This window comes from Streptomyces sp. NBC_00328 (assembly GCF_036139655.1).
GTDB lineage: Bacteria > Actinomycetota > Actinomycetes > Streptomycetales > Streptomycetaceae > Streptomyces.
This window is the reverse complement of the sequence record NZ_CP108013.1, coordinates 8849268-8872470: the sequence shown is the minus strand read 5'-3', so window position 1 is coordinate 8872470 and position 23203 is coordinate 8849268. Positions and strand designations below refer to the sequence as shown.

At 71.4% G+C, this 23203-nt stretch carries 24 protein-coding genes; 7 read left to right on the top strand and 17 right to left on the bottom strand.

Going from position 1 to position 23203, the window contains the following annotated elements:
* Positions 1–62: 62 nt before the first annotated feature.
* From OG485_RS38935 to OG485_RS38910, 6 genes are all read right to left on the bottom strand, one after another.
* The gene (locus OG485_RS38935; protein ID WP_328673314.1) at positions 63–2093 is read right to left on the bottom strand and encodes a beta-galactosidase; all 2031 of its coding nucleotides are present in this window, start codon (positions 2091–2093) and stop codon (positions 63–65) included.
* On the bottom strand, positions 2090–3433 hold the full coding sequence (locus OG485_RS38930) for a glycoside hydrolase family 36 protein (RefSeq protein ID WP_328673313.1): 1344 nt from the start codon (positions 3431–3433) through the stop codon (positions 2090–2092). The genes OG485_RS38935 and OG485_RS38930 overlap by 4 nt, the downstream gene beginning before the upstream one ends.
* 49 nt (positions 3434–3482) lie before the next feature.
* On the bottom strand, positions 3483–4379 hold the full coding sequence (locus OG485_RS38925) for a carbohydrate ABC transporter permease (protein WP_328673312.1): 897 nt from the start codon (positions 4377–4379) through the stop codon (positions 3483–3485).
* Positions 4376–5356 (bottom strand): carbohydrate ABC transporter permease, encoded by a 981-nt coding sequence (locus OG485_RS38920; RefSeq protein WP_328674815.1) that lies wholly within the window; start codon positions 5354–5356, stop codon positions 4376–4378. Before OG485_RS38920 ends, OG485_RS38925 begins: the two co-directional genes overlap by 4 nt.
* 8 nt (positions 5357–5364) lie before the next feature.
* On the bottom strand, positions 5365–6675 hold the full coding sequence (locus OG485_RS38915) for an ABC transporter substrate-binding protein (protein ID WP_328673311.1): 1311 nt from the start codon (positions 6673–6675) through the stop codon (positions 5365–5367).
* A gap of 609 nt (positions 6676–7284) precedes the next feature.
* Entirely contained in the window at positions 7285–8259 is a 975-nt protein-coding gene (locus OG485_RS38910) for a LacI family DNA-binding transcriptional regulator (protein ID WP_328673310.1), read from the bottom strand.
* A 380-nt stretch (positions 8260–8639) separates the two neighbouring features.
* Between OG485_RS38910 and OG485_RS38905 the strand changes: the two genes are divergently transcribed.
* The gene (locus tag OG485_RS38905) at positions 8640–9794 is read left to right on the top strand and encodes a hypothetical protein (protein ID WP_328673309.1); all 1155 of its coding nucleotides are present in this window, start codon (positions 8640–8642) and stop codon (positions 9792–9794) included.
* Positions 9795–10100: 306 nt separating this feature from the next.
* Here the strand turns inward: OG485_RS38905 and OG485_RS38900 are convergent, their stop codons facing one another.
* Together OG485_RS38900 and OG485_RS38895 are read right to left on the bottom strand one after the other, a co-directional pair.
* Positions 10101–10796: an alpha/beta hydrolase gene (locus tag OG485_RS38900; protein WP_328673308.1), complete on the bottom strand. Its 696-nt coding sequence runs from the start codon at positions 10794–10796 to the stop codon at positions 10101–10103.
* 103 nt (positions 10797–10899) lie between these two features.
* Positions 10900–11508 carry a TetR/AcrR family transcriptional regulator gene (locus tag OG485_RS38895; protein WP_328673307.1) on the bottom strand — a complete coding sequence of 203 codons (609 nt, stop codon included), beginning with the start codon at positions 11506–11508 and terminating at the stop codon, positions 10900–10902.
* 57 nt (positions 11509–11565) lie between these two features.
* Here OG485_RS38895 and OG485_RS38890 point away from each other — a divergent pair, with 57 nt between their 5' ends.
* Positions 11566–12465, top strand: coding sequence for an alpha/beta fold hydrolase (locus OG485_RS38890; RefSeq protein WP_328673306.1), 900 nt, complete (start codon positions 11566–11568; stop codon positions 12463–12465).
* Between the two features lie 232 nt (positions 12466–12697).
* On the opposite strand, the gene OG485_RS38885 is transcribed toward OG485_RS38890, so the two are convergent.
* The 5 genes from OG485_RS38885 to OG485_RS38865 all read right to left on the bottom strand — a co-directional run bounded on the left by OG485_RS38885 (position 12698) and on the right by OG485_RS38865 (position 15017).
* The gene (locus OG485_RS38885) at positions 12698–13303 is read right to left on the bottom strand and encodes a GOLPH3/VPS74 family protein (protein ID WP_328673305.1); all 606 of its coding nucleotides are present in this window, start codon (positions 13301–13303) and stop codon (positions 12698–12700) included.
* Between the two features lie 211 nt (positions 13304–13514).
* Positions 13515–13637: a type B 50S ribosomal protein L36 gene (gene ykgO / locus OG485_RS38880; protein ID WP_328673304.1), complete on the bottom strand. Its 123-nt coding sequence runs from the start codon at positions 13635–13637 to the stop codon at positions 13515–13517.
* Positions 13638–13678: 41 nt separating this feature from the next.
* A complete protein-coding gene (locus tag OG485_RS38875) occupies positions 13679–13939 on the bottom strand; it encodes a type B 50S ribosomal protein L31 (RefSeq protein WP_326783840.1) in 261 nt (86 codons plus the stop codon).
* Between the two features lie 87 nt (positions 13940–14026).
* Positions 14027–14191 (bottom strand): 50S ribosomal protein L33, encoded by a 165-nt coding sequence (gene rpmG / locus OG485_RS38870; RefSeq protein ID WP_328673303.1) that lies wholly within the window; start codon positions 14189–14191, stop codon positions 14027–14029.
* Between the two features lie 406 nt (positions 14192–14597).
* A complete protein-coding gene (locus tag OG485_RS38865) occupies positions 14598–15017 on the bottom strand; it encodes a DUF4232 domain-containing protein (protein WP_328673302.1) in 420 nt (139 codons plus the stop codon).
* Between OG485_RS38865 and OG485_RS38860 the strand changes: the two genes are divergently transcribed.
* The gene (locus OG485_RS38860) at positions 15016–15390 is read left to right on the top strand and encodes a hypothetical protein (protein WP_328673301.1); all 375 of its coding nucleotides are present in this window, start codon (positions 15016–15018) and stop codon (positions 15388–15390) included. The genes OG485_RS38865 and OG485_RS38860 overlap by 2 nt on opposite strands.
* A 70-nt stretch (positions 15391–15460) precedes the next feature.
* Here OG485_RS38860 and OG485_RS38855 read toward each other — a convergent pair whose 3' ends face one another.
* The 3 genes from OG485_RS38855 to OG485_RS38845 form a co-directional block, all read right to left on the bottom strand.
* A complete protein-coding gene (locus tag OG485_RS38855; protein WP_328673300.1) occupies positions 15461–17002 on the bottom strand; it encodes a hypothetical protein in 1542 nt (513 codons plus the stop codon).
* 469 nt (positions 17003–17471) lie between these two features.
* Entirely contained in the window at positions 17472–18170 is a 699-nt protein-coding gene (locus tag OG485_RS38850; protein ID WP_328673299.1) for a hypothetical protein, read from the bottom strand.
* Positions 18171–18249: 79 nt separating this feature from the next.
* Positions 18250–19137, bottom strand: a complete 888-nt coding sequence (locus tag OG485_RS38845) for a hypothetical protein (protein ID WP_328673298.1) — start codon at positions 19135–19137, stop codon at positions 18250–18252.
* A gap of 232 nt (positions 19138–19369) precedes the next feature.
* Between OG485_RS38845 and OG485_RS38840 the strand changes: the two genes are divergently transcribed.
* From OG485_RS38840 to OG485_RS38825, 4 genes are read left to right on the top strand one after another with little or no spacing between them, the layout of a single operon-like run.
* Complete coding sequence (locus OG485_RS38840) at positions 19370–20074, top strand: response regulator transcription factor (RefSeq protein WP_328673297.1); 705 nt, start codon at positions 19370–19372, stop codon at positions 20072–20074.
* A gap of 5 nt (positions 20075–20079) precedes the next feature.
* Positions 20080–21579 carry a sensor histidine kinase gene (locus OG485_RS38835; RefSeq protein WP_328673296.1) on the top strand — a complete coding sequence of 500 codons (1500 nt, stop codon included), beginning with the start codon at positions 20080–20082 and terminating at the stop codon, positions 21577–21579.
* Positions 21580–21626: 47 nt separating this feature from the next.
* Positions 21627–22052 carry a hypothetical protein gene (locus OG485_RS38830; RefSeq protein ID WP_328673295.1) on the top strand — a complete coding sequence of 142 codons (426 nt, stop codon included), beginning with the start codon at positions 21627–21629 and terminating at the stop codon, positions 22050–22052.
* Positions 22052–22246, top strand: a complete 195-nt coding sequence (locus OG485_RS38825; protein WP_328673294.1) for a hypothetical protein — start codon at positions 22052–22054, stop codon at positions 22244–22246. The genes OG485_RS38830 and OG485_RS38825 overlap by 1 nt, the downstream gene beginning before the upstream one ends.
* 218 nt (positions 22247–22464) lie before the next feature.
* On the opposite strand, the gene OG485_RS38820 is transcribed toward OG485_RS38825, so the two are convergent.
* Positions 22465–23154, bottom strand: a complete 690-nt coding sequence (locus tag OG485_RS38820; protein ID WP_328673293.1) for a class I SAM-dependent methyltransferase — start codon at positions 23152–23154, stop codon at positions 22465–22467.
* Positions 23155–23203: the final 49 nt, after the last annotated feature.

The following is a 23203-nucleotide window of genomic DNA, read 5'->3' as shown; positions in this document are numbered from 1 at the left end:
TGACGGTCGGTGGCGGGGCCGGCCTGGATCCGCCCCCGCCACCGACCGTCACCGTCCATGGGCTACACGCCCGCCGCACGCGGCTCCCGTACCACCGCGATCTCGCCGGGATCGACCCTCACCGAGCCCGACAGGGTTTTGCCGGTGAGGAGTTCGGTGGCGCCCGGCGGGACGGGGATCTCCGCGCCTCGGCCCGCGTGGTCGATGAGGAACACGTAGTCGGCGTCCCGGCCGCGCCGGCGGACGGTCTCCACTCCCGGTGGTGTGTCACCGGCGCCGGAGACCCCTGCCTCGGCGCGGACGCGGTCCAGCAGGGCGGTGAGCGTGTCCGCGTCGGGAAGGGTCGCCATGTACCAGGCGGTGCCCTGTCCGTGGGTGTTCCGCGTCACCGCCGGGACGCCGGCCAGGGGTCCGTCCGTGTACGTGGCGACCGCCTCGGCGCCGTTCAGGCGTACCCGCTCCGACCACAGGGTGGCCGTGGCGCCCGGGGGCACCTGGCCGGTCAGGCCGGCCGACTCGCCGGGGAGCAGGGGGAAGAGTTCGTCGCCGCGGACGCCGAGGATCTCGCGGAACGCTCCCGGGTAACCGCCCAGTCTGATGTGGCAGTTCTCGTCGACGGCGCCGCTGTGGAAGCCGATCGCGAGCGTGCCGCCGCTCTCGACATGGCCGGCCAGGTTCGCCGCGCCCGCCTCGTCCACCAGGTACAGGCTCGGGGCGAGGACCAGGCGGTAGGCCGAGAGGTCCGCGTCCGGGCGTACGAAGTCGACGGCCGTGCCGGACCGCCACAGCGGCTCGTACCAGGCACGGACCAGATCCTTGTACCGGAGGTCGCCGCTGGGCTGGGAGGGCAGCTCCAGTGCCCAACGGGCGTTCCAGTCCCAGACGATGGCGACCTCGGCCGTGCCCGTGCTGCCGCGTACCTCGGCCAGGGCCCTGAGGTCGGCGCCGAGGCGGACGACGTCCTGCCAGATGCGGCTGTCCGTGCCCGCGTGCGGGAGCATCGCCGAGTGCCACTGCTCGGCGCCCGCCCTCGCGGCCCGCCACTGGAAGTAGGCGATGCCGTCGGCGCCGTGGGCGACATGGGCGAGGGCGTTGCGGCGCATTTCCCCGGGGGTTTTGGCTCTGTTGACGGGCTGCCAGTTCACGGCGCCGGTGGAGTGCTCCATGAGCAGCCAGGGTCCGCCGGCCAGTGACCGTGTCAGGTCGCCGCAGAGCGCGACGTCGATCTCGGAGGCCGGATCGGTGGACATCAGGTAGTGGTCGTTGGAGACGACGTCGAGTTCCGGGGCCCACCGCCAGTAGTCGAGCGCGTCGAAGGTGTCCATCACCATGAAGTTGGTGGTGGCCGGTGTCGACGGGGCGGCCGCGCGCAGGACGTCCCGCTCCGCCGTGTACAGCGACAGCAGTTCGTCGGAGCAGAAGCGGCGCCAGTCGAGCTGGTGCGTGGGGTTGGGGACGGCGCCGGTGGCGCGCGGCGGCAGGACCTCCTCCCAGTCGTGGTACCACTGGCTCCAGAACGTCGTGCCCCAGGCGTGGTTGAGGGCCGCCAGGTCGTCGTCGTAGCGGGTGCGCAGCCAGCGGCGGAAGGAGCGGGCGCTGATGTCGCAGTAGCAGGCCGCGTTGTGGCAGCCGTACTCGTTGTGGACGTGCCACATCACCACGGCCGGGTGGGCGGCGTAGCGCTCGGCGAGGGCCGTCGTGACGCGCAGGGCGGCCTCGCGGTAGGCGGGGCTGCTCGGGCAGAACGTCTGCCTGCTGCCGTAGGTCAGTGTCCGGCCGTCGCGGTCGACCGGGAGCGCCTCGGGGTGTGCCCGGAAGAACCAGGCGGGCGGAGCGGCCGTGGGGGTGGCCAGGTCGGCCGCGATGCCGTTCTCGTGGAGGAGGTCCAGGAGCCGGTCCATGCGGGTGAAGTCGTACCGGCCCTCGGAGGGTTCCATGAGCGCCCAGGAGAAGATGCCGACGCTGACCATGGTGACGCCGGCCTCGCGCATCAGGCGCATGTCCTCGGGCCAGATCTCCTCGGGCCACTGTTCGGGGTTGTAGTCGCCGCCGTAGACGATGCCGGGGACGGACAGGGTGCGTTCGGGGGTCATGCGGCTCCTCCCGGGGCCGACGCGTGTCCCGGGGACAGCAGGCGGCGGGTGGTGGCCACGCCCCACTCGTCGAGGGACAGCAGCCGGTCGCTGGAGGCCATCAGGCCGTCGGTGGCCTCGACATGGGCCGCCCAGCGTTCGCGGGTCTCGACGGCGGGCCGGGCCATCAGGCAGTCGGGGTCGTTGATCCACAGGCGCCGGTGCTGCCATTGGCGGCCGGCGCCGGTGAACTCGGCTGCGTCCTGGCCGGGTTGGCTGTAGTCGTCGGCCTCGGGTCGCCGGTGCGGTGCCGTGTCGGGGCTGACCCGCATCGCGTCGAACAGGCCGATGGACGGGAGGATCGGGGCTCCGCAGCCGAGGAGGTGGGCGTCGGGGCCGATGGCTTCGCGGATCAGGGCGATTCCGTCGCGGTAGGCGGTCAGCGCGTCGGCTCCGGAGTGCCGTACGCCGTCCAGGGCGCCCGCGTACAGGAAGTCGGTCTTGAAGTAGTCGTATCCCTCGGCGCGCAGCGTGCCGAAGACGTCGGTCAGATAGGCCCTGGCCTCGGGGTGCGTGGCGTCGAGGGTGTACAGGTCGTGGTTCCAGTTGTGGCCCGCGTGCAGGGGTGCGCCCGCCGGGTCGCGGACGAGCCAGTCGGGGTGCCGGCCGGCGAGTTCGCTGTGCGGCGCCACGAGGAACGGGGCGGTCCAGATTCCCGCGCGCCGGCCGCGCGCGCGGATGGCGTCGGCGAGGGCCGCGCGGGAGCGGAAGCGGCCGGAGAGGGTGAGCCAGTCGCCGAGCGCGCTCTGGTAGCCGTCGTCGATCTGGACGACGTCGACGGGGAGGTCGAGGGTGTCCATGGCGCGGAGGTTCTCGTGGATGTCGTCCTCGGTGACGGCGGTGAAGTACTCGTACCAGGAGCACCACACCGTGGGTGCCGGCCGTGGGGCGGGTGCCGCGAGGGCGTCGGCCCAGGCGGCGAGCGCGCCCTGGATTCCGTCCGGTCCGGAGTAGGAGGACTCGGTGACCGGGCCGTCGGCGCTGATCTCGGCACGGCCGTCGTGGACGGCCAGCCTGATCGAGGGGACCGAGGTGGCCGGGTCGGGCGCCGCCCACAGCCGGACCGGGGAGCCGTCGCCGGGGTGCAGCGCGAGCAGTCCCTCGCCCTGGAAGCCGGCGGGCGGCGCGGTGCGGCCGGGCCGGTAGCAGACGGTCGCCCAGTTGGCGTTCGCCGGGCGGTGCGGAGCGTCGTCGAGGGCGTAGGAGCCACTGGGGCTCCAGGACTGCCAGCCCTCCTCGTGGACCCGTGCGGTGCGCGGGTCCACGGGTACGGAGGCTACGGGGGTGAAGGCTTGGGGCACGTCGGTCTCTTTCACGTGGAGCCGCCTGAGTCTTTCGGGTGGTGTCGTCTCAGCTCTTGTTGGCGCCGAGGGTCAGACCGCTGACGAACTGCCGCTGGAGCGCGAAGTACACGACGAGTGTGGGGATCGCGGTGAGCAGGGCGCCGGCGGCGACCAGGTTGGGGTCCGTGAAGTACTGGCCGGAGAGGTTGTTCAGGGCCGAGGTGATGGGCATGTTCTCGCCGGTCGAGATCAGGACGAGGGCCCAGAAGAAGTCGTTGTAGATCCAGATCGACAGCAGGGTCGCGAGGGCCGCCATGGCGGGCTTGCACAGCGGCAGGGTGATCTGCCAGTACAGCCGCCACACCGAGGCGCCGTCCACGAGCGCGGCCTCGGTCAGTTCGTCCGGCAGGGAGCGCATGTAGTTGCTCAGCACGAACGCGCAGAACCCGGACTGGAAGGCCACGTGGATCAGCACCAGGCCGAGCGCGGAGTCGTACAGCTTGCCGCTCTCCGTGATGCCGGGCAGGTCGGTCAGCAGGTACATCCGGTACAGCGGGGTGATGATGACCTGCTGCGGAAGCAGGTTGCCCGCCGTGAAGACCAGCAGCAGCGCGAGGTTCAGTCGGAAGTCGAAGCGGCTGACGTAGAAGGCGACCATCGACGACAGGAACAGCGTGAGCAGCACGGCCGGCACCGCGATCAGCAGGGTGTTGACGAAGTAGTGCGTCATGTCCGACTGCTCGAACGCGTTCTTGAAGTTGTCGAGGTTCAGCGTGTCCGGCCAGGACACATAGCCCTTGTCGCTGGTCTCGCCGTACGGGCGCAGGGCCGAGAAGACCGCCCACAGCAGCGGGGCGAGCCAGGCCAGGGCGGTACCGGCGAGGAAGAGGTGCAGGAGCACGCGGGCGGGGCGGACGGGCGCGCGCCGCTTGCGCGCGCCGGTGGCGAGGGTGGGGGCGCTCACGGTCGCCGCTCCTTCCGGAAGGTGGCCACCAGATACGGGACGATCACGACGAGCGAGATGACCAGCAGGACCACGGCGATCGCGGAGCCGTAACCGATGCGGCTCGACTCGCCGAGGATGTTGTTGGTCACCAGGATCGAGAGCAACTCGGTCCCCTGGGCCCCCTTGTTGAAGACGAAGACCAGGTCGAAGGCGCGCAGGGCCTCGATGACGGTGACGACCAGCACGACCGTGTTGGTGGGGCGCAGGGTGGGGAAGATGACGTTCTTGAACGTCTGCCACTCGTTGGCGCCGTCCAGCGCGGAGGCCTCCCTGAGGGAGGGGTCGACGCCCTTGAGGCCGGCCAGGTACAGGATCATCATGTAGCCGGTGTGCCGCCAGGAGGCCGCGACGAGGACGGCCCACAGATTGAGGTCGGGGTCGCCGATCCAGTCGATGTAGTGGCCGGGCGTGTTGGCCCCGATGAGGCTGTTGATCAGGCCCGTGTCCGGGTTGTAGACGAGCTGCCAGACGAAGCCGATGCAGGCCATCGAGATGACGACCGGCAGGAAGAACGCGGTCTGGTAGACGCGGCTGAAGCGGATCCTCTTGTCGAGCTGGACGGCGAGGAAGAGGCCGAGCGGCGTCGGGATCAGGATGAGGACGACGAACCAGATGATGTTGTGCTGGACGGCGGGCCAGAACTGCGGGTTGTCGTTGAAGAGTTGCTCGAAGTTCTGGAGGCCGACCCATTTGATCGAGTCGAACCCGATGCCGTCCCAGGTGGTGAAGGCGAGCGCGATGGAGGCGAGGGCGGTGACCCAGACCAGGGCCACGTGCAGGACCGTGGGCACGCCCGCCATGAGGGCGAGCGTGAAGCGGTCACGGCGGGTCAGCAGGCGGCGCTTGCCGCGTGCGGCCCGCTTCGGCGCGGAGGCGGCGCCCGGAGGCGGCACGCTGGCCGCCTCCGGGGACTTCGTCGTGGTGTCGGTGGTCATGGTGTCGCTCACGAGGTCGCGAAGATCTGCTTCTTCTGGCGCTCGATCGACGCCAGCAGGCTGTCCACGCCCTTGGGGTTCTGGAGGAACTTCTGGAGTCCGGGCTGCATCACGGTCGCGGTGAAGTCCGGGCGGGAGTCGCGGTCCATGAACTGGGTCAGGGTCTTGGCGCCCCCGATCATGTCGAACGCCTTCTTCTGGAGCGCCGAGTACGCGGAGGTGTCGGCCTTGCTGGAGGCGGCCACCACGCTCGGGTCGCCCTTGAGGTAGAGCTCCTCGGCGGCCGGGCTGCCCATGTACTCCAGCAGTTTGAGGACCCCGGCGTGGTTCTTGGGGGCCTTGCTCACCATGAGGCCGTCGGTGGGCGCCTCCACGGTGTCCTGGCCGTACGCGGAGTTGATCTCCGGGAAGGGGAAGAAGTCGAGGTCGTCCAGGTCTTCCTTCTTGGTGAACTGCTGGGCCACGAAGGTGCCGAGGAGGTACATGCCGGCCTTCTTGGCCACGAGCGTCTGTGCCGCGTCCTGCCAGGTGCGGCCCATGAAGCCGTCCTGGTGGTAGGGCAGGAGCTCGGCCCAGTGGTCGAAGGCGGCCTTGACCTTGGCGTCGGTCCAGGAGGCCTTGCCCGCCATGAGCTGCACGTGGAAGTCGTAGCCGTTGAGACGGAAGTTGATCTGGTCGAAGGTGCCCATCGCGGGCCAGGCGTCCTTGTCGCCGAAGGCGATGGGGACCAGCTTGTCCTTCTTCATCTGCTTGCACAGGGCGATCAGTTCGTCCCAGGTGGTGGGGACCTTGTAGCCGTGCTGCTGGAACACGCTCTTGCGGTAGAAGACCGCCCACGGGTACGTCGTCATCGGGACGAAGTAGTACTTGCCGTCCTCGCCCTTGCTGAGCTTCTTCATCGCCTCGGGGAAGTTGTCCCCGATCTTCGCCCACACGTCGTCGATCGGTGTCGCGAGCTTCTTGGCCGCGAAGAACTGCATCCGGTACCCGGCGAACCAGTTGAACACGTCGTCCGGCGTGCCCTGCAGATACGAGTTGATCTGCCCCTGGAAGGTGTTGTGGTCCTTGGTGTTGACGTCGACCGTGATGCCGGACTGCTTCTTGAAGTCCGCGTAGACGTCGGCGAAGGCCTTCTTCGGCACGGCGTCGGACGCGTTGGAGCCGACGGTGACCGTCTTGGGGTCCGATGCCGTGCCGCTGCCGCCGCAGGCGCTCAGCAGGGGTACGCCCGCGCCGAGGGCGACCGCGCCGCCGATTCCACGGATGAGGGTGCGACGGCTGGGCGTTGGGGCGGACAGACCAGAGAGGGGAAGGTGCATGACGGCTCCTGAGGGCAGGGTTCGGTCAGGCTGGACGGCGGGGAGGCCGGAAATCGATCAGAAACCAACTCGACCGAACAACGTGGGCGTAATGACAGCCTCATGTCGTCACGGCGTCAAGACCTCGCACTCGCCTTGCCCGAAACGTGACCGACACGTCACGGACCATCGACGCCGGGAGTCCACCGTCTCGACAGACGCCAAGAAATGAGGGCAAGAACGACCGGCGCGAGCCGTCGGGCCCACCGCCTCGCCCGGTTCTCGAACCGGCGAACGGCGGGCGGCCCGACCACATCAGCCGTGTTGGCTTTTGCGACGCGGCTGACCAAAAGCAAACAGGTCATGGTTGATTCTGTTTACAGGCAGCCCAAATCGACTTGCGGGCTTTCCCCTACCAAATGCGACAGACTGATGACGGGTCATGGGCGCCGTGCACCCCGGTCGGGCGTTCGTCCGCCGTCCAGTCTCGCGCAACGTAATCGATTACGCTACGGTCCCCCGACATCGATCGGGCAAAGCCGTGGAACGGGAACAGACGTGGCGGGAGGGACGGTCACGGAGCCCGCGACGGGGTCGACGACCCGGCCCGGACTCCGCGCCGACGCGGTGTCAGACCGACGCGCGCGCCACGAAGACCGCGCCGACCCGTACGGTCCTTCGCCGCGTCCGGCCGTCGATCTGCTCCAGAAGGAGCCCGGCCGCGACGCGGCCCACCTCGCGCGCCGGATAGCGGATGGTCGTCAGACGCGGCCGGACGAGCGAGGCGAACTCGATGTCGTCGTGCCCGACCAGCGACACATCGCGGGGAATGTCCAGCCCGAGGCGCTCGGCCGTGTCCATCGCGCCGACAGCCGTGATGTCGTTGCCGCACAGCACCGCTTCGGGCCGGGGCCGTGCCCGCATCAGCCGTTCGAAGCCCTCTGCCCCCGCCTCGCGCGTGTGCTCGCCGTGGACGATGTGCTCCCGGGCGATGCGCAGCCCCGCCTCGGCCGCGTGCTCCCGTACGCGTTCCAGGCGCGGATCACCGCCGGCGGCGTCCAGCGGCCCGGCGATCACACCGATGCGCCGCCGGCCGGTGGCCGCCACGTGCGCCAGCGCCGCACGGACCGCGTCGTCGGCGTCGGGAGTCACCAGATCGACGTCACCGAACGAGACGTCGGCGCTGACCACCGCCGGGATCCCGGCGGCGCGCAGCACGTCGAAGGCGTCGGTCGCGAGCCGGAACGGCGTCATCACCACACCGGCGAACCTCTGGTTCACCGCTTCGCGCAGCAGCGCCTCCTCCTCGTCCCGCCGCGCTCCCGTACTGCTGACCAGCACGTGGTAGCCCCGGCCGCGCAGCTCGTCCTGGATCGAGCGGGCGAGCAGCGCGTAGAAGGGGTTCGCGATGTCCGGTACGACGAGGGCGACCATGGTGGACTTGCCCGTACGAAGGCTCCGGGCAACGGGGTTGAGGGTGAAGCCGAGCCGCTCGATGGCCGATTCGACCGCTTTGCGCGTTTCCTCCGTGACCGGCCGTTTTCCGCTCAGTACATACGAGACGGTGGCGGACGAGACTCCCGCGGCTCGCGCCACGTCACTCATGGTCACCCGCTGCCGCATCCGCGTCCGCCCCTTCTCCGACCGCAACCCTACCGGCGCCCGCCGGCCGGCGAGCTCCGGCCGCTCACGCCCCGGTTCGCGTCCTCGCAGGTCCACACTCTCGACCGGCCGGACGCCCACCGCCACCGCACCCCGGCGCGCACATCGCGACCCCGGCGGCGCGGGCCGCCCCGGCAGGCCGCTCTCGCACCCACGGGCCGCTCGAATTCTTCGCGATGACCCCAATACGGTCAATCGTCAACGAAATTCGCATAGTCACCCGATGGCGGAGGTCTGTGATCTCAAGGGGCCTCGCCTCCCGGCTCTTGGCCAAAGGTGACCATACTGGGAGGGCACACCGCACCCCACCAGCAAAGTGACTCATGCCGAAGTCCTCAGAGCGTCTCACCGCCCCGGAAACGGTCTGGCTCGCCGCCGGGCGCCACACCGGTCCCGCCCCGCAGACGGCTCTCCGGGAGCACCTGCGGGAACTGAAGAACAGTGAAAGGATCCAGGACTTCCTGGAGAAGGAGAACGACACGACGCCGGACGGGCACGTCTTCGAGGCGCGCTGGTTCGTCGACGGCGATGTGACCGTGCGGGCGCGGCTCACCACCGACGGACGTGCGCAGGTGGACGGCGAACGGCGCTGGACACTCGCGGCCGAGGCGGAGCGTCCCTGGGACCCCGGGTGGCCCTCCCCCGCCGCCCTGCTCTGGCCCGAGCGGAGCGACCTCTCCTGGGACCGTGACGCCGCGGCCGGACTGATGCTCCAGGACATCAACCCGCTGCCGAAGGACGACGCCGCGCTGCGCCGCCTGCTCAAGGACATCGCGCGGCACAGCTGGAGCATCAACGTCGTCGTGCACGAGGCCATGACCCCCGACGCCGAGGGCCGCCTCCCGCTGGTCCGGCTGCTGCCGCCCGCGCTGCGGCATCGCGTGGTGGAACACCGGGCCACGCCCGAGCAGTTCCACGCCGTCAACTGGGCGCTCGGCGACCTCGGGACGTCCGTGCCGCGTGGCGGCGCCGTCATCCTGTCCGGCACCCCCGCCCGGACCGGGTTCGACGAGCAGGCGTTCAGGGTGCGCAGCGTCTTCCTCGACGGCTCCGAACCGACGGAACTCCTCGACAAGGTCGTGCAGTTCGCGGCGCTTCCCTGGCCGCTGCCGGACGACGCGGCGGTGGCCTTCACTGCGCTGCGCGAGGAATGGAGTCTGCTGACCCTCGAAGAGGAACTCACGCACGCACGCGCTCTGGTGGCCTCGTACTCCGAGGCCCTCGACGCGATGACGAAGTCGCGCGACCTGTACCGCGAGGCGACCGAGCTCGCGCACGCGGCGCTCTCCGAGATGGCCGAGTACCGCGACGCCGCGTCCGCCGCCCGGGGTTCCGCTCAGGGGCAGGACAAGCACCCGCTGGCGAAGACGCTTCAGCGCGTCACGGACTCGCTGCTGCCCCGACGGGCACAACGCGTCGACGCCCACCTCCAGGAGGCACGTGAGAGCGAGCGGCGGGCCCGCGACGCTTCCGGGTGACCCGGGGGCGCCAGGGGTCTTCTGTGTCCAGGGAGGACGACGGAGACCCCACGACGGGCCTGTGCCGCTGCGGGTGGCTGCTCGTTCTGGCGGGCTGGGGGCGGGGCGGGCTGGGAGCGGGGCGGGGCGGGGCGGGCTGCAGCGTTTCACGCTGCACTTCCTCGCTGCGAGCTTGCTTGACCTTTCAGATCAGATGACCGAGCCGGGTCTCTTGCTCAGGGCATCTCGGTGGTCTTGCGGTGTGCTGCCGCCTTGCGTGCGATCGAACATTTCCCTCGAAGCGACTGGGCGTCTATCGGAAGTGGATCAAGTTGTAGCGGCGAGCTCGACGAGGTGACGGGCTGTGCCGGCAGGGTCGATGATCTGATGGAGGTGCGCGCCAGGCAGCTGTGCCACACGCCAGCCGCGTTCGCCCGCCTGGTCGGCGAGGTCGTCATACGGAGGGCCGAACAGCAAGTAGGAGCAGGGGTGGTCGTCCCAGCCGTCGGGGACCGGGATGTGCTGCTCGTAGTAGGACAGCGGCAGGGTGGGCTGCTCCTCGATGACTGTCTGCCGCATCGTCGGATCGGTGAACATGGGTGCGACGTCTGCCTCGTCCCACCAGTCGGTCCAGCGTGGCAACCTGCCGTTCACGGCCATCGGGCGGAGGAACTCCAGCAAGTCGGTTGTGGCGACAGGGGTCGGTCCGGTCCGGGCCGGCAGCGCGGCATCGACGAAGATGGAGCTGGTCACCGGATGGTCGAGGCCCGAGCGGATCGCCGGGAGAAACAGGCCCGCGTTGCTGTGTGCCACCAACGTGACAGGACTGTCGGCCGGAAGCTGCCGGAGGTCGTCGCGGACGGCGTCGACGACGCGGGGCCAGAAGGGCGGAGCGCCGGTTCCTATGTGCAGCAGGGACGGTACCCGTACCTGGTATCCGGCCGTCGTCAGGTGTTCGGCCACTGGGTGCCAGGTCGAGGGGCCTACGGACGGACTGTGCACGAGCACGAAGATCGGCTGCATGTGACGATCCTGTCGCTCATGCCGTCGGAGGCGAGACAGACTTGGCTGACAGCAGAACGCTTCGCTTCGAAGACAGGTCCATTGGCGACGGAGCCGATCCCGCCTATCGCGGCCCCGACGGTTCGGCCGGCCGGTTCGGCGGAGCCTTGGCATTCTTTGCGGCGGCTGCCGCGACGGTTGCCAGGTCTTCGCCCGAGAAGCCGGCGCGGCTCAGCACTGCCAGGGATTTGTTCGTCGCCAGCGTGCACAACGCCAGCTCTGCCGCCTCCTGTTCACCGGCCCCCGCCGCCAGCAACGCCTGCTCCAGCATCGCCCGCAAACCGTCGATCATGGCGCGGACCGTCGCCCGTCCCTCCGCGTCAAGCGCCGGGAACTGCGTTGCCGACACCGTGAGCAGGCAGCCATCCGGGACCGTCGGGTCGGCGATGCGGTTCAGGGCGACCTGCAGGAAGGCGGCCACAACGGCGCTCGGGCTCGGGTGGGGGCCGGACAGTGCCTGCTCGTACAGCGGGTGGTAGGTCTGCGCGTACCGTTGGAGGCTCTTGCGGAAGAGGGCGCTCTTGTCGCCGAAGGTGCCGTAGAGCGAGCCCCGGCCCAGGCCCGTGCCCTCGGTCAGGCGATCGATCGAGGCCTCCGAATAACCCCAGCGCCAGAAGACGTGCATCGCACGTCGTAGCGCCTCGTCCACGTCGAATTGCTTGCGGCCTGCCATGGTCCGTCAGCCTACACATCTTGTACCGATCGTTCAAAGATGGGTATGGTCACCGGCATGACAAGCTTGCGTTCGCTGCGACTGCCTGACGGATTCCTTGACGTCTTCACCAGCCGGCTCGTGGAGGTGAACGGACTGCGGCTGCACGCGGTCACCGGTGGGGACGGCCCGGCGCTGCTGCTGATCGGCGGGTGGCCCCAGACCTGGTACGCCTGGCGGGAGGTGATGCCCGCGCTCGCCCGCCAGCACACCGTCGTCGCCGTCGACTCGCGCGGGGCCGGGCTCTCCGACAAGCCCGACGACGGGTACGACGCCGGCACGCTGGCCGCCGATCTGGTCGCGTTGATGGCCGCGCTCGGGCACGACCGGTTCGACGTGGTCGGCCACGACATCGGTACGTGGACCGGATACGCCCTCGCCGCCGATCACCCCGAGCGGGTGGGCCGGCTCGCCGTCCTCGAAGCAGTGATCCCCGGTCTCACGCCGTCCCCGCCGTTCTTCGGCCCGGCCGCGGTCAACCTGAAGCTCTGGCAGTTCGGCTTCAACCGGCTCACCGACCTCAACGAGGAACTGGTCCGGGGACGGGAGCGGCTCTTCTTCGGCTGGCAGTTCGCCACCAAGGCCGCCACGCCGACCGCGATACCCGCGTACGCCGTCGACGTCTACGTCGACGCGATCACCGCGGATCCTCGCGCGCTGCGGGCGAGCTTCGCGTACTACCGGGCGCTGGACGAGACGATCGCGCAGAACGAGCAGCGCAGCAGGACCCGGCTGACGCTGCCGGTGCTCGCCCTCGGCGGCGCGCTGTGGAGCGGCGCGAATGCCGCCCAGACGATGCGGCTGGCGGCCGACGACGTCACGGGGGTCGTCCTCGACGACTGCGGCCATTACCCGGCCGAGGAGCAGCCGACGCGGTTTGTCGAGATCCTGGAGGACTTCCTCGCGGCCAACCGGTAGCAGGCACGCCACCCAGAGCGGTCGGCTCGTGCCGGACGAGTTGACTGATGCGCCCCGGGCGTCGGTCGAGCCGATCATCAAGGCGTGGGAGCCCCCGACCACCGCTTGCGCCCGGGGCGCGTGATGCTCGATACGTTGTTCCACAAGGCACGTGCAGCAAGAAGCGGTGCCCGCCGGAACAGGAATCCCCGCGCCCGTCACCTGGCCCTCGCGGGCCCCGGCCCGGGTCACGTCAGGCGCCGCGCCAGATGTTGGCGAAGGCCGCGTTCTCGATGGCCCGGCGCTGGCGGACGGCTTCCAGTTCCATCACCGCGTCGTGCACGGCGACCAGGACGGTCGTCACCGCCTCGTCCTCGACCGTCGAGTTGTCATCGCTCTCCTCGGCGGGGATTCCGACCACGTCGGCGAGCGCGGCGAGGACGGGCTCGTCCGCCGCCCAGCGATGCATCGCCCGGCTGCGGGCCGGTGAGTCCACCAGCTCCATGCGGTCGGGGCCGAAGGGCAGTCGGCCCCGCCGTTGCCGGGTGAGCTGGCCCGCCTGTTCGAGGTCGGTCTGATAGGCCTTGGCCAGATCGCGGCCTCTGCGCCAGAGCCAGTCCTCGACCCGCTCGTACGGGACCTGCCGCACGAGCGAGGACGCCGCCTCGCCCAGAAGACGGTCGTCCGTCGCGGGCTGCCTCGCCGGAGTCATCCGGTCACCGTCCAGCGTGATGACCTCATCCGCGAGAAGGTCGATCACCTCGGCTCCGGCGAGGGCGAGCGACAGATCGCCCTGCCCGACACTGCGTTCCGGCTCCTTGTCCATCGTGATGATGAACAAGTCCCTGGCCGTGGTCACGAACGGCTCCCTTCGGAGTACTTCGCCCGGCGCGACCCTCACGCATCGGATCCAGCGTGTCCACCGCACCACCCTCCGCGGGCGATCCGTCGTCCGCGGAGGAAGGGCACGTCACGATCGTGATCGTAACTCCCGGCACACATCACGCGCGGCCGGTCCGGCCGACGCGCGGTGCGTCCGCCGGACCGGTTACCCTCGGCCTGATGCGCCGTCAGCCCTGGCGGGCCTTCAGGTGCGGGTTCTTCTTGTTCACGACGAAGACCACACCGCGCCTGCGGACCACCTGGGCCCCAGGCTTGGACTTCAGTGAGCGCAAGGACGCTCGTACCTTCATGGTTCTGTCCTCCTTCTGCCGAACTCGGCGCGCTCCGGCGGTCAGTGCCGGTTCGACGCCGTGCGGCCGTAGCGGCGCTCGAAGCGCTCCACCCGGCCGGCGGTGTCCAGGACCCGTGAGGTCCCGGTGTAGAACGGGTGGCTCGCCGACGAGATCTCCACGTCGACGACCGGATGGACGGCCCCGTCCTCCCACTCGATCGTCCGGGCGGAGTGCGCGGTCGATCGCGTCAGGAACGCGACACCGGCGGCACGGTCCCGGAAGACGACCGGACGGGATTCGGGGTGGATGTGAGGCCTCATACGGTTCCCTCCTCGGTTACGGCAGGTTCGTCTGCGGATACGACGGTGCTACGACGAGTGCGCCCGCCGAGTACGCCCGGCGTGCGCTCAGCGCTCCTCGCGGAACGTGACGTGCCGGCCCGCCAGCGGGTCGTACTTGCGCAGGACCAGCCGGTCGGGGTCGTTCCCGCGGTTCTTGCGCGTCACATACGTGGCGCCGGTCCCGGCCGTCGACCTCAGCGTGACGACGGGGCGCGCGGTGCTGCGTGCCATGAGGCCCTCCTTCTCCCACCATGCACGAGCCTTGACTCGCGCATGCCAATCAGTTACGTGAGCTGTAACAGCGCACCCGGTGCCGGCATTCCCGGACCCCGGACACAGCAGGAGGCGGTCACCGCGCCGAGGGCCGCTTCGACGTGTCCGGCCCCGCCCGTTCCACCGGTCCGGGCCGGGTCCCTTCCACAGGTCCGGCCCGGCAGGCGCCGCCGTTCGCCGTCCACAGGGCCCTGACCGGCACGGCACGGCTCCGGCAGCCTGTGGACGACTTCGCAGGCACACCCCCTCAGCGACCCCCGTCGCGGGCCACCCCCTGGTCGCGGCGCACCCCTTTCTTGCGGCCCACCCCCTGGTCGCGGCCACCCCCCGGCACGGTTGTGACAGCGCGCCGGTGACGGTCAGGTCAGGAGGGCTTCGTCGCGGTGACGGCGGTGACCGTCACCTTGTTGTCGCACTCGGCCAGCACGCCGTCTTCGAGGGCGAGCTGGTGCGCTCCGCTGGAGGGGAGACCCACCACCAGGGTCGGGTAGGTGACCGGAGTCGTCCCGGACACGCAGTAGCCGTCGGCCTCGCCCTGCACCTGGACGAACGTCATCTTGAGCCAGGCCTTCGCGGCGGGTGCGAGCGTCACCTTGGACGAGGAGCCCGTCCGGGTCACGGTCAGCGGGTGGTTCTTCTCGGGGGAGCCGTTCGCCGCCCCCGCCACGGTCGGATACCCCTCAAGGGCGCACGTCGCTCCGGACATGTTGGTGAACTCGACGATCGCGGCGCCCGTTCCGGTGCCCGGGGGCCGTACGTCGGCCTGGTACATGAACGCCTTCATGGACTCCGCCGCGCACGTCCTGGTCTTCGTCGCCGGTGTCGTGGTGGCGGTGGCGGGGACCGATGCCGGGGCCTTGGTCGTGGAGTCGCCCGCGGGTTCGGCCGAGGCTCCCGTCCCGCCGGACGGCGCGGTGGGTGTCGGGGAGCCGGAGGACGAGGCCGTCGGCTTCTTCGCCGTGCCCGAGGGCGAGGCGGCGGAATCCGCGCTGTCCGGGCCCGGCTGGCACGCGGTCATGAGAAGTGCGGCCGCCGACATGGTCGCCATGGCCAGTGCGGCCCCGCGGACCCGCGACCCGAAGTGCATCCCGTACAGCATGAAGTCCCCCGATGACGATGTTCAGGTGCCGGGCGTTCACCGGCACTCGTCGCTGTAGATCGCGGGACGGCCTCCGTGGTTCACGCGCGCACAGGCCTGTGACACGACGGTGACGCCCCGGGTACCGATCACCGGGGCCGCTCGCTCGGACCGGACCGCTCGTCGTTTCCCAAGGTCAGCGACAGGCGCTGCGCGGTGGTCGACGTGGAGGTGAACTCCCGGCAGGCGACCACGGCCCGCGTGACCCCGGTCGCGGCCCTGATGAGGTCCAGCCGGACCGTCGGGCCCCCGCCGGTGACGAGACGGGCCTCCGTCCATGTCGTGGTCGCGCTGACGTCCGTGCGCCGGGTGCGCTTCCCGGTCAGCAGGCGTGTCGTGGCGTCGACAGACGTGGTGCGCAGGACCGGGACCTCGGCCAGGTCGGCCGCCAGCGTGCCGTCGTCGCGCAGTGTCCAGCGGGCCCCGCGCAGGCGGGCGGCCACCTCCTGGGCCTGGGAGCGGGTGCCCGAGAGGGGATCGGCGGATGTGACACCGAGCGTGCGGAAGGTGCGTGGTCCCCGCGCGTGATCCGGGTCGCCGCCGGACGACGACGGCTTCCCGGGCGTGAAGGTCGGGAGCCCCGGCGGACGGCTCGGATCACGCGGTGCGGCACGGCTGGGGCACCCCGTCGTCGCCCCGGCCCCGGTTCCAGACCCGGCTCCGGCCCCGGTGCCGGCGCCGGCATCGTTCTCGGCTCCGGTTCCGCCACCGATACCGGTTCCGGTTCCGGTTCCACCAGCACCCGGTACCCGCGTGGCCGGGGCGGTCGGCCCCGCCGGTTCATCGGCGAAGACTCCGCCCGCCGGGCGGGAGGCGAGGGGCAGCAGCCCGAGGAGCGGCAGGACCGCCGGGAGGAGGACGGCTGCCGCGTACACCACCGCGGACCGGGCCGGCGCGGGCCTGACCAGCTCGGGCCGGACCGTCGCTGGCCGGGCCAACGCGGGCCGAGTCGATACGGACCGAGCCCTCTCCGACCGGACCGTCGCCGACCGGTCCCCCCGTGCCCGGCGCACTCGTGTCGCCGACGGCCAGACCAGTGCGACGGCGAGCGTCGCCCACCAGGCGGGCTGCCCGGCCAGCGACTCATGGGCCAGCGCGAGGACCTGCCGGGCGGCCCGGTCACCGGACGCGCCCAGCAGCACGTACGCGGGAAACGCCCCCAGCGTCGTCAGCAGAAGCTGGGCCAACAGCGCCAGCGGCCACAGCAGCGTCGACAGGAGCCGGCCCCGGGTGGTCTCCGCTCGCGACACACACCAGACGCGCATCCTGACGGGCGGGTGGTAGAGCCGTGCGAGGCCGCCGCGATCGCCCTTCTCCAGGCTGCGCAGGGCGCGTACGACGGTGTCGGCGCCCGCGGCCCCAGCCGCGAAGCGGTCCGCGGCGAGCTCCGCGGACCACAGCGCCGCCACCACGAGGAACAGCACCTTCGGCACGCTCTGGAGGACCAGCACGACCTCGGCGAGTGTCAGGACCGCGGTCGCGTTGCCCGTGACGAACAGCAGCGTGACCGGCAGGACGACGAAGCCCGCGAGGACGTACGGCCAGACCCGGACCAGGGCGGTGAGGGGGCTGCCGAGCCCGGTGACGTGCTGCTCGCCCCGGCGCAGGTGGCCGAGTTCGTGCAGGAGCACCGCTCGGGCCGCCTCGATGTCCGTGTGCCACAGATGGACGAGCGGGGCGAAGACCCCGACCGAGTGGCACGCCGACCGCCGGGGTAGACGCGGGCGGAGAGTCCGTCCAGAGTGCTCAGGCGCAGCCGGGTACCCGGGGCGTGCGCGTGGACGAACTCCGTCATCGCGGCGGCGAAGTGCTGCTCGGCGCTCCCGCCCCGGCTCCCGGGTACCGCCGCCGGAGGCGCCATCAGCGGGTCGTCGGGGGCCAGGAGCCCGTAACGGCGCTCGACGCGACGGCAGCGTGCCCGTGGGGCGAGGAGCGCGAGGACCGCGGCGAGCAGGAAGAACTGGGGCAGGAGCTGGACCAGGCTGAGCACCGCGGTGACGAAGCGGCCGCGGCCGGCCTCACCGAACCGGCCGAGACCGGTGCCCACACCGAGGGCGTGCCCGATCAGCGCGGGAAGCTGGGCGAGGAAGAGCGCCAGGGTCAGCCACAGCCAGGGCGGCGGCCCCCACGACCGGCCGGGGCCAGCCCCCGGGCCCGGAGCCGCCCGCTCATGCGCAGGGCGGCCCGGACGACGTCGACGGTGGGAGCGGCCGAACCGGGGGCCGCGCCGCCCGAGGGAGCGGCCGTTCCCGGCAAGGCCCCGGGTCTCGCTCCTGGCGACGCTGACGACAAGTCCTCGTCGTCGCCGTCGGCCCCGCCGTCCCGGTCACCCCCACCGTCCTCGTCGTCGCCTGGCACGGCCCGCGGCGACGGCGATGGCCCCGGCGACGACGGCGACGGCGGTGGCCCGGGTGACGGCGCTGGTGGCGCGCCGTCACCCGGTAAGGCCGTGCCGTCGTCCTGCCCCGGTCGCCGGGTCGCGGCCTCGGCGCGCCGCTGGGCCCGTAACCCGACCAGCAGTCCCGTCGCGGACAGCAGGTTGTTCAACTCGGGGCTACCCAGGGCCGACTTGAGGGACTCGGCGGCGTAGGCGAGCCCGTCCAGCACGGCGGGAAGGACGGCGACCGCTCCGCCGCCCATGCCTCCGGCCGCCTGACCGGGCGAGGAGAAGAGGTTACGGCGGGGAGCGCCGCCCGCGGCGTACGCGCGAGCGGTCTGCGCCGCGAACCCGCTCTCCTTGGGAGCGGCCCGTTCGGCGATCCGTATGCTCCAGGTGTCGAGCCGGTCCGGTGTCGTCATCCGGCCTCCCTCGGTGCGGTCGCCCCGCTCTCCCGCCGTCCCGTCCCGGCTGTCCGCGGGAAGGGGGCCGATAAGGGTGTCACGAGGCCGTGCCGTCGAAGGTGAACTTGAACGCGACCACGCCGTCGGTGGTGCTTCCCTCGGCGGTGAGGGACGCCCCGGAGCTGTCGATGCGGCCCGTGAACGTCGTGCCGGCGGCCAGCGCGTGCGGGAAGCCGCCGGGCATCTGACCGAGGTCGGAGCGGCAGGCGACGAGCAGGCCGGGCCAGTTGAGCAGGTTCGGGACGACGGCTTCCCGGTCGTGCGGATCCGTGAGCCGTGCGTCGAGCTCGCCGTCGGACCAGTCGATGTTCCAGTACGTCAGCAGGAGGTTCGGATCCCGGTAGTTGCCCGCCAGGTCCTGACTCGAGACGGTGCTGACCAGCGACGACTGGAAAGACACCGCGCCCGCCTGGGAGGCGTAGCCCGCCGCGAACAGCATCGAGAACGGGTTGCTCTCGGTCTGGTCGCCGCCGGACTCCGGCCGGCCCAGGTTGAGGGTGCTGTTCATGGAGTAGGTCTGGCTGCCCGCCAGGCGCCGGGACCCGTCGGTGGAGCAGTAGTCGTAGACGTCGACCGTGATGCTCGCGCTGCCGCTGTACGCCTTGCCCCACAGGGCCGACGCCTCCGAACCGCCGGCCGACACCGGTTCCTGGGAAGCGGCCGTCGTGGCCTCCTCCGTGGTCGGTGTCTCCGTCGGCGTCGCCGCCTCGCTCGTCGAGGGCGTCGCCTCGGGCGTGGACGCGGCGGCGGACGACGGCGCCGCGGACGCCAACGTGTCGGCGGACGCCGTCGAGGCGTCGGCAGTCGCCGTACCGTCGTTCCCGCATCCGGCCAGGGACGCGCACAGGAGCCCCGCGCAGACCGTCGCGACCACCCGGACCCGGACAGTTGTGGGCACTCTTCGAACCCGCGTCATGGCAGCCATGACACTCCCCTCCCCGCACCGGGCAACCCCCCACGAGCACCCGGACATGCGGGACATTACGCTGCGCGGGCATCTCCTCAACCGCCAGAAAGTCCTTCGTTACCGTTTTGTGCCTGGCCCATGGCTTCGCGCCAGGCGACCCGCGTGGGACCGCTATCGAAGCCGCTGGTGCACCATGGGCGGCGAAACGGGCCGGCCCGACCGGTCCGTTCCTCGGAGCTGGGGAGTGGTGATGGGCGGAGACCGGGGCCGGGTCCTCGTCGTCGACGACGACGCGGCGATACGACGGTCACTCGAACGCGGGCTGCGGCTGGGCGGATTCACCGTGGACCTCGCCGACGGCGGCCGGCCCGCGCTGGACCTGGCCCGGCGGACGCCGCCGGACGCGATCGTGCTGGACATCTCCATGCCCGGTCTCAGCGGCATCGACGTGTGCCGGACGCTGCGCGAGGAGGACAACGACGTACCCGTCCTGATGCTCTCCGCGCTCGACGAGACCGCCGACCGGATCGCGGGGCTCCAGGCCGGCGGTGACGACTACCTGGTGAAGCCGTTCGCCCTCCAGGAGTTGGTGCTCAGGCTCCAGGCACTGCTGCGGCGCCGGCCGCCGAAGGGCACCGACACCGTACGGGTGGGCGGACTGTCGCTGGACCCGACGGCCCGCACGGTCAGCCTGGACGGGCGGCAACTGGAGCTCACCCGGCGGGAGTTCGAGCTGCTGCACGTCCTGGCGCGCAACGCGGGCATCGTGCTCAGCCGGGATCGGCTCCTCGACCGGGTCTGGGGGTACGACTTCGATGTGCGCACCGACGCGGTGGACACGTTCGTGAGCTATCTGCGCCGCAAGCTGGAGGCACCGGACCGGGCCCGGATCATCCACACCGTGCGGGGCGTGGGGTTCGTGCTGCGCGACGACGGGCCGGAGGCCGGACGTTGAGGACGATGAGACTGTCCACCCGCATCGCCCTCGCCGTCGGAGCGGCCGTGCCGGTCCTGGTGCTGGCCACCGGCTGGCTGCTGCTGCGGCTGGTCGCGGCGGATCTGCACGACCAGCAGGACGCACACCTGCGCCGGAGCGCGGCGGCCGTGGCGAAGGACGCCCGCGGGCTGCTGCGCGCGAGCGCCGCGGACCGGTCGGCGGCGGTCGAACGGGCCCGCGAGAGGCGGCTGTTCACCTCCGCCCTGGACGTCGGCGTACGGCTGATCGGCCCGTCGGAGACGTACACGGGCGGTCCGCAGCCGGACCGGGCGGCGGCGCTTCCCGCGAGCGCGCCGGTGCCGGTCACGCTGCGGGCCGGCGGGGATTCCTGGCGGGTTTTGTCCCAGCGGGTCTCCGGTACGCGTCCCGGGGTGCGCGGCACACTCTGGCTCTTCGCACCGGACACCGCCGCGGACGCCCAACTGCGCCTGGTGCGCAGGCGCGTGGTGACGGTGGCGCTGCTCGCCGCGCCGCTGTCGGGGCTGCTGGCCGGTGCGGTGGCGGGGCGCGCGAGCCGTCCGCTGCGGCGGCTGCGGGACAGCGCGAGCGGTCTGGATCCGCGGACCAGCGCCGCCCGCCTCGACCACGCGCCGGCCCGGATCGCCGAGGTCGACGATCTGGCGCACACCCTCCAGACGGTCCTGAGCCGCTACGACGAACAGGCCGCGAGGACCGAGGAGGCACTGGCCACCGCCCGTTCGTTCGCCTCCGCCGCCGCGCACGAACTGCGCACTCCGCTGATGAGCATGCAGACCAACCTGGAGATCCTCACCGAGCATCCGGCCCTGCCCGCTCCCGACCGCGACGAGGTCCTCGACGACCTTCGCCGTGAACACGCCCGGCTGCTGGGGCTGTTGGTCATGCTGCGCGAGCTCGGCCGCGGTGACCTGGTCGAGGCGGACGCCTTCGGACCGGTGGATCTCGCGGAGGTCGTCGAGGCGAGCGTGCGGGAGCAGCGGCGGCGTCATCCGCTCGCGCACATCGCCGTCGACTGTCCGCCGGGGCCGCGGGTCCACGGCTGGGAGCCGGGACTGCGCACGGTCCTGGACAATCTCCTCACCAACGCGCTGGTGCACGGCGGATGCGCCGACGGACGCCCCGCGCGCATCGATGTCACGTTGCGCGCGAGCGACGACCGCGCCGTCCTGTTCGTCGACGACCAGGGACCGGGGATCGCGCCCGAGCGTCGCGCCGCGGTCTTCGAACGCTTCGAGCGCCGCCCGGACAGTCCGGGATCGGGCCTCGGACTCACCCTGGTCTCCCAGCAGATCGACCTGCACCGGGGCCGTGTCCGCGTCCTCGACGCGCCGGCCGGAACGGGGACCCGGATCGAGGTCGCGCTCCCGTTGCTCCCGTTTCCGGGCGGCGGGTCCGGCGTGGAGGCGAGGCTCCCCGCGCAGCGCAACTGGGTGATCACGACCGCCGGTGTCCGGCCACAAGAATTCCACAAGGAGGACTCCTAGCGTGCCGGACGTGCGGACAACCGCCCCGGAAGGAAGAGGAGTTCAGCATGGCGAGGACAACGAGGAAGCCGACGGCACCGAGGACCAGGACGACCGTCGTCTCGTTGATGGCGGTCGGCGCGCTGCTCGGCGCCGCGGGCGCCGCGTCGGCCGACGGCACAGGGACGCACCCGTCGGGCGCGCCGACGGGTGACGGCGCGAAGGCGCTCTGCAAGCGCGCGCCGAAGATCGACAAGAGGATCGACCGCATCCTCGACCGGCTGAACGGGGACGCCTCTCAGCGCGGTTCCATCGCCAGGCTGGAACAGCGGGTGGCCAACGCCAAGTCCGCCGGGCACACGGAGATCGAGAATTATCTCGACAACCGACTGACCTTCCGGCGTTCGCTCGTCCCGACCCTGGAGGGCCGCCAGAAGGATCTGGCGGACGTCGAGAAGTGGTGCGCCGGCCACGACGACGGGGCCGGTTCCTGATGCGCGCGGCACGTCTGGCGACGGCCCTCGCCGTGGCCGCGCTGCTCCTGACCGCGTGCGACGGCGCGGGTGACACCGGGAACGCCCCCGCGTCGCCCGGCCCGGCGTCCACGGATGTCGCCCGGCTGCAGAAGCTGGTCGACGGCGCGGAGTCCGCGGCGAGTTCCGCCGAGTCGGACATGGCTCACGACTGACGCCGTGACGGGCGGAGTTCGCGCGGCCGGGGCGTGTCCTGGCCGGCCCGGCACCGGCACCGGCGAGTGCCGTCGTCCGCGGGGCGCTGTGCGGGAGTCGGCGCCGCCGGGCCGGGTGCCCGGGGGCGGCGGCGGCCGGTCGCGCGGTCCGGCGGCGACGGCTCCGGGCGCCTGACCCGGCTGCCCCACGGGTTCCTGACGCGGCCGCTCCGCGGGTCCTAACCCGGCTGCTCCGCGGGCTCCTCGGACGTCGGCCGTACGGCCTGGACGTAGGTCAGCCACGGGCGGACGTCCCCGCTCCCCCGGATCCCGAAGCCCGCGCCGGTGACGAGCCCGTCCAGCAGGTCGGTCCGGTTGTGGGACATGGCGTGACCGAGGCCACCGTGCACCAGATGGCGCCCGACGGCGCTGCGCGGCGGCCGGAACTCGACGACCAGCAGGCGCCCGCCCGGCCGCAGGACACGCCACATCTCCTTGAGGGCGGCCGGCCGGAGTTCTTCCGGCAGGTGGTGCAGCATCAAGCTGGTGACGACGGTGTCGAACGACCCGTCCGGGTGGGCGAGGTCCTCCGCGACCCCTTCCCGGTAGGTGCACACGGCGCCCTGTCCGGCCCTGTTCCTGCGTCGCGCGTAGGCGAGCACCGAGGACGACGGGTCCACGCCCGTCACCGTTCCCTGCGGCCCGACGACGGCGGCCATCCGCCGGGTCAGATACCCGGTGCCGCAGCCCACGTCGAGCACGCGGTCCCCGGTCTCGGCGCCGCTCAGCGCGGCCAGCCGGGAGAAGGCGCGGTTCCGCCGGCCCGCGAAGCAGAACGCGCCGCACAGTTCGTAGGCGCGCGGGGCCCCGATCGTCACTCCTGGGGTGTCCGCGTGCGGCTTTCCTTGCATGAGGCGTCCGATGGACATACCGGTCACTCCCTTAACTTAGTTGCGACTAAGTACACCACTAACTTAG

Excerpts from the sequence above, each read along its gene's own strand:
- OG485_RS38905 (WP_328673309.1), top strand. The coding sequence starts at position 8,640 with ATGCCGAAGTCCTCAGAGCGTCTCACCGCCCCGGAAACGGTCTGGCTC.
- ykgO (WP_328673304.1), bottom strand. The coding sequence starts at position 13,637 with ATGAAGGTACGAGCGTCCTTGCGCTCACTGAAGTCCAAGCCTGGGGCC.
- OG485_RS38840 (WP_328673297.1), top strand. The coding sequence starts at position 19,370 with ATGGGCGGAGACCGGGGCCGGGTCCTCGTCGTCGACGACGACGCGGCG.
- OG485_RS38865 (WP_328673302.1), bottom strand. The coding sequence starts at position 15,017 with ATGAAGGCGTTCATGTACCAGGCCGACGTACGGCCCCCGGGCACCGGA.
- OG485_RS38860 (WP_328673301.1), top strand. The coding sequence starts at position 15,016 with ATGGACTCCGCCGCGCACGTCCTGGTCTTCGTCGCCGGTGTCGTGGTG.
- OG485_RS38900 (WP_328673308.1), bottom strand. The coding sequence starts at position 10,796 with ATGCAGCCGATCTTCGTGCTCGTGCACAGTCCGTCCGTAGGCCCCTCG.
- rpmG (WP_328673303.1), bottom strand. The coding sequence starts at position 14,191 with ATGGCACGCAGCACCGCGCGCCCCGTCGTCACGCTGAGGTCGACGGCC.
- OG485_RS38875 (WP_326783840.1), bottom strand. The coding sequence starts at position 13,939 with ATGAGGCCTCACATCCACCCCGAATCCCGTCCGGTCGTCTTCCGGGAC.
- OG485_RS38935 (WP_328673314.1), bottom strand. The coding sequence starts at position 2,093 with ATGACCCCCGAACGCACCCTGTCCGTCCCCGGCATCGTCTACGGCGGC.
- OG485_RS38835 (WP_328673296.1), top strand. The coding sequence starts at position 20,080 with ATGAGACTGTCCACCCGCATCGCCCTCGCCGTCGGAGCGGCCGTGCCG.
- OG485_RS38895 (WP_328673307.1), bottom strand. The coding sequence starts at position 11,508 with ATGGCAGGCCGCAAGCAATTCGACGTGGACGAGGCGCTACGACGTGCG.
- OG485_RS38845 (WP_328673298.1), bottom strand. The coding sequence starts at position 19,137 with ATGGCTGCCATGACGCGGGTTCGAAGAGTGCCCACAACTGTCCGGGTC.
- OG485_RS38910 (WP_328673310.1), bottom strand. The coding sequence starts at position 8,259 with ATGAGTGACGTGGCGCGAGCCGCGGGAGTCTCGTCCGCCACCGTCTCG.
- OG485_RS38820 (WP_328673293.1), bottom strand. The coding sequence starts at position 23,154 with ATGTCCATCGGACGCCTCATGCAAGGAAAGCCGCACGCGGACACCCCA.
- OG485_RS38915 (WP_328673311.1), bottom strand. The coding sequence starts at position 6,675 with ATGCACCTTCCCCTCTCTGGTCTGTCCGCCCCAACGCCCAGCCGTCGC.
- OG485_RS38830 (WP_328673295.1), top strand. The coding sequence starts at position 21,627 with ATGGCGAGGACAACGAGGAAGCCGACGGCACCGAGGACCAGGACGACC.
- OG485_RS38920 (WP_328674815.1), bottom strand. The coding sequence starts at position 5,356 with ATGACCACCGACACCACGACGAAGTCCCCGGAGGCGGCCAGCGTGCCG.
- OG485_RS38850 (WP_328673299.1), bottom strand. The coding sequence starts at position 18,170 with ATGACGACACCGGACCGGCTCGACACCTGGAGCATACGGATCGCCGAA.
- OG485_RS38825 (WP_328673294.1), top strand. The coding sequence starts at position 22,052 with ATGCGCGCGGCACGTCTGGCGACGGCCCTCGCCGTGGCCGCGCTGCTC.
- OG485_RS38890 (WP_328673306.1), top strand. The coding sequence starts at position 11,566 with ATGACAAGCTTGCGTTCGCTGCGACTGCCTGACGGATTCCTTGACGTC.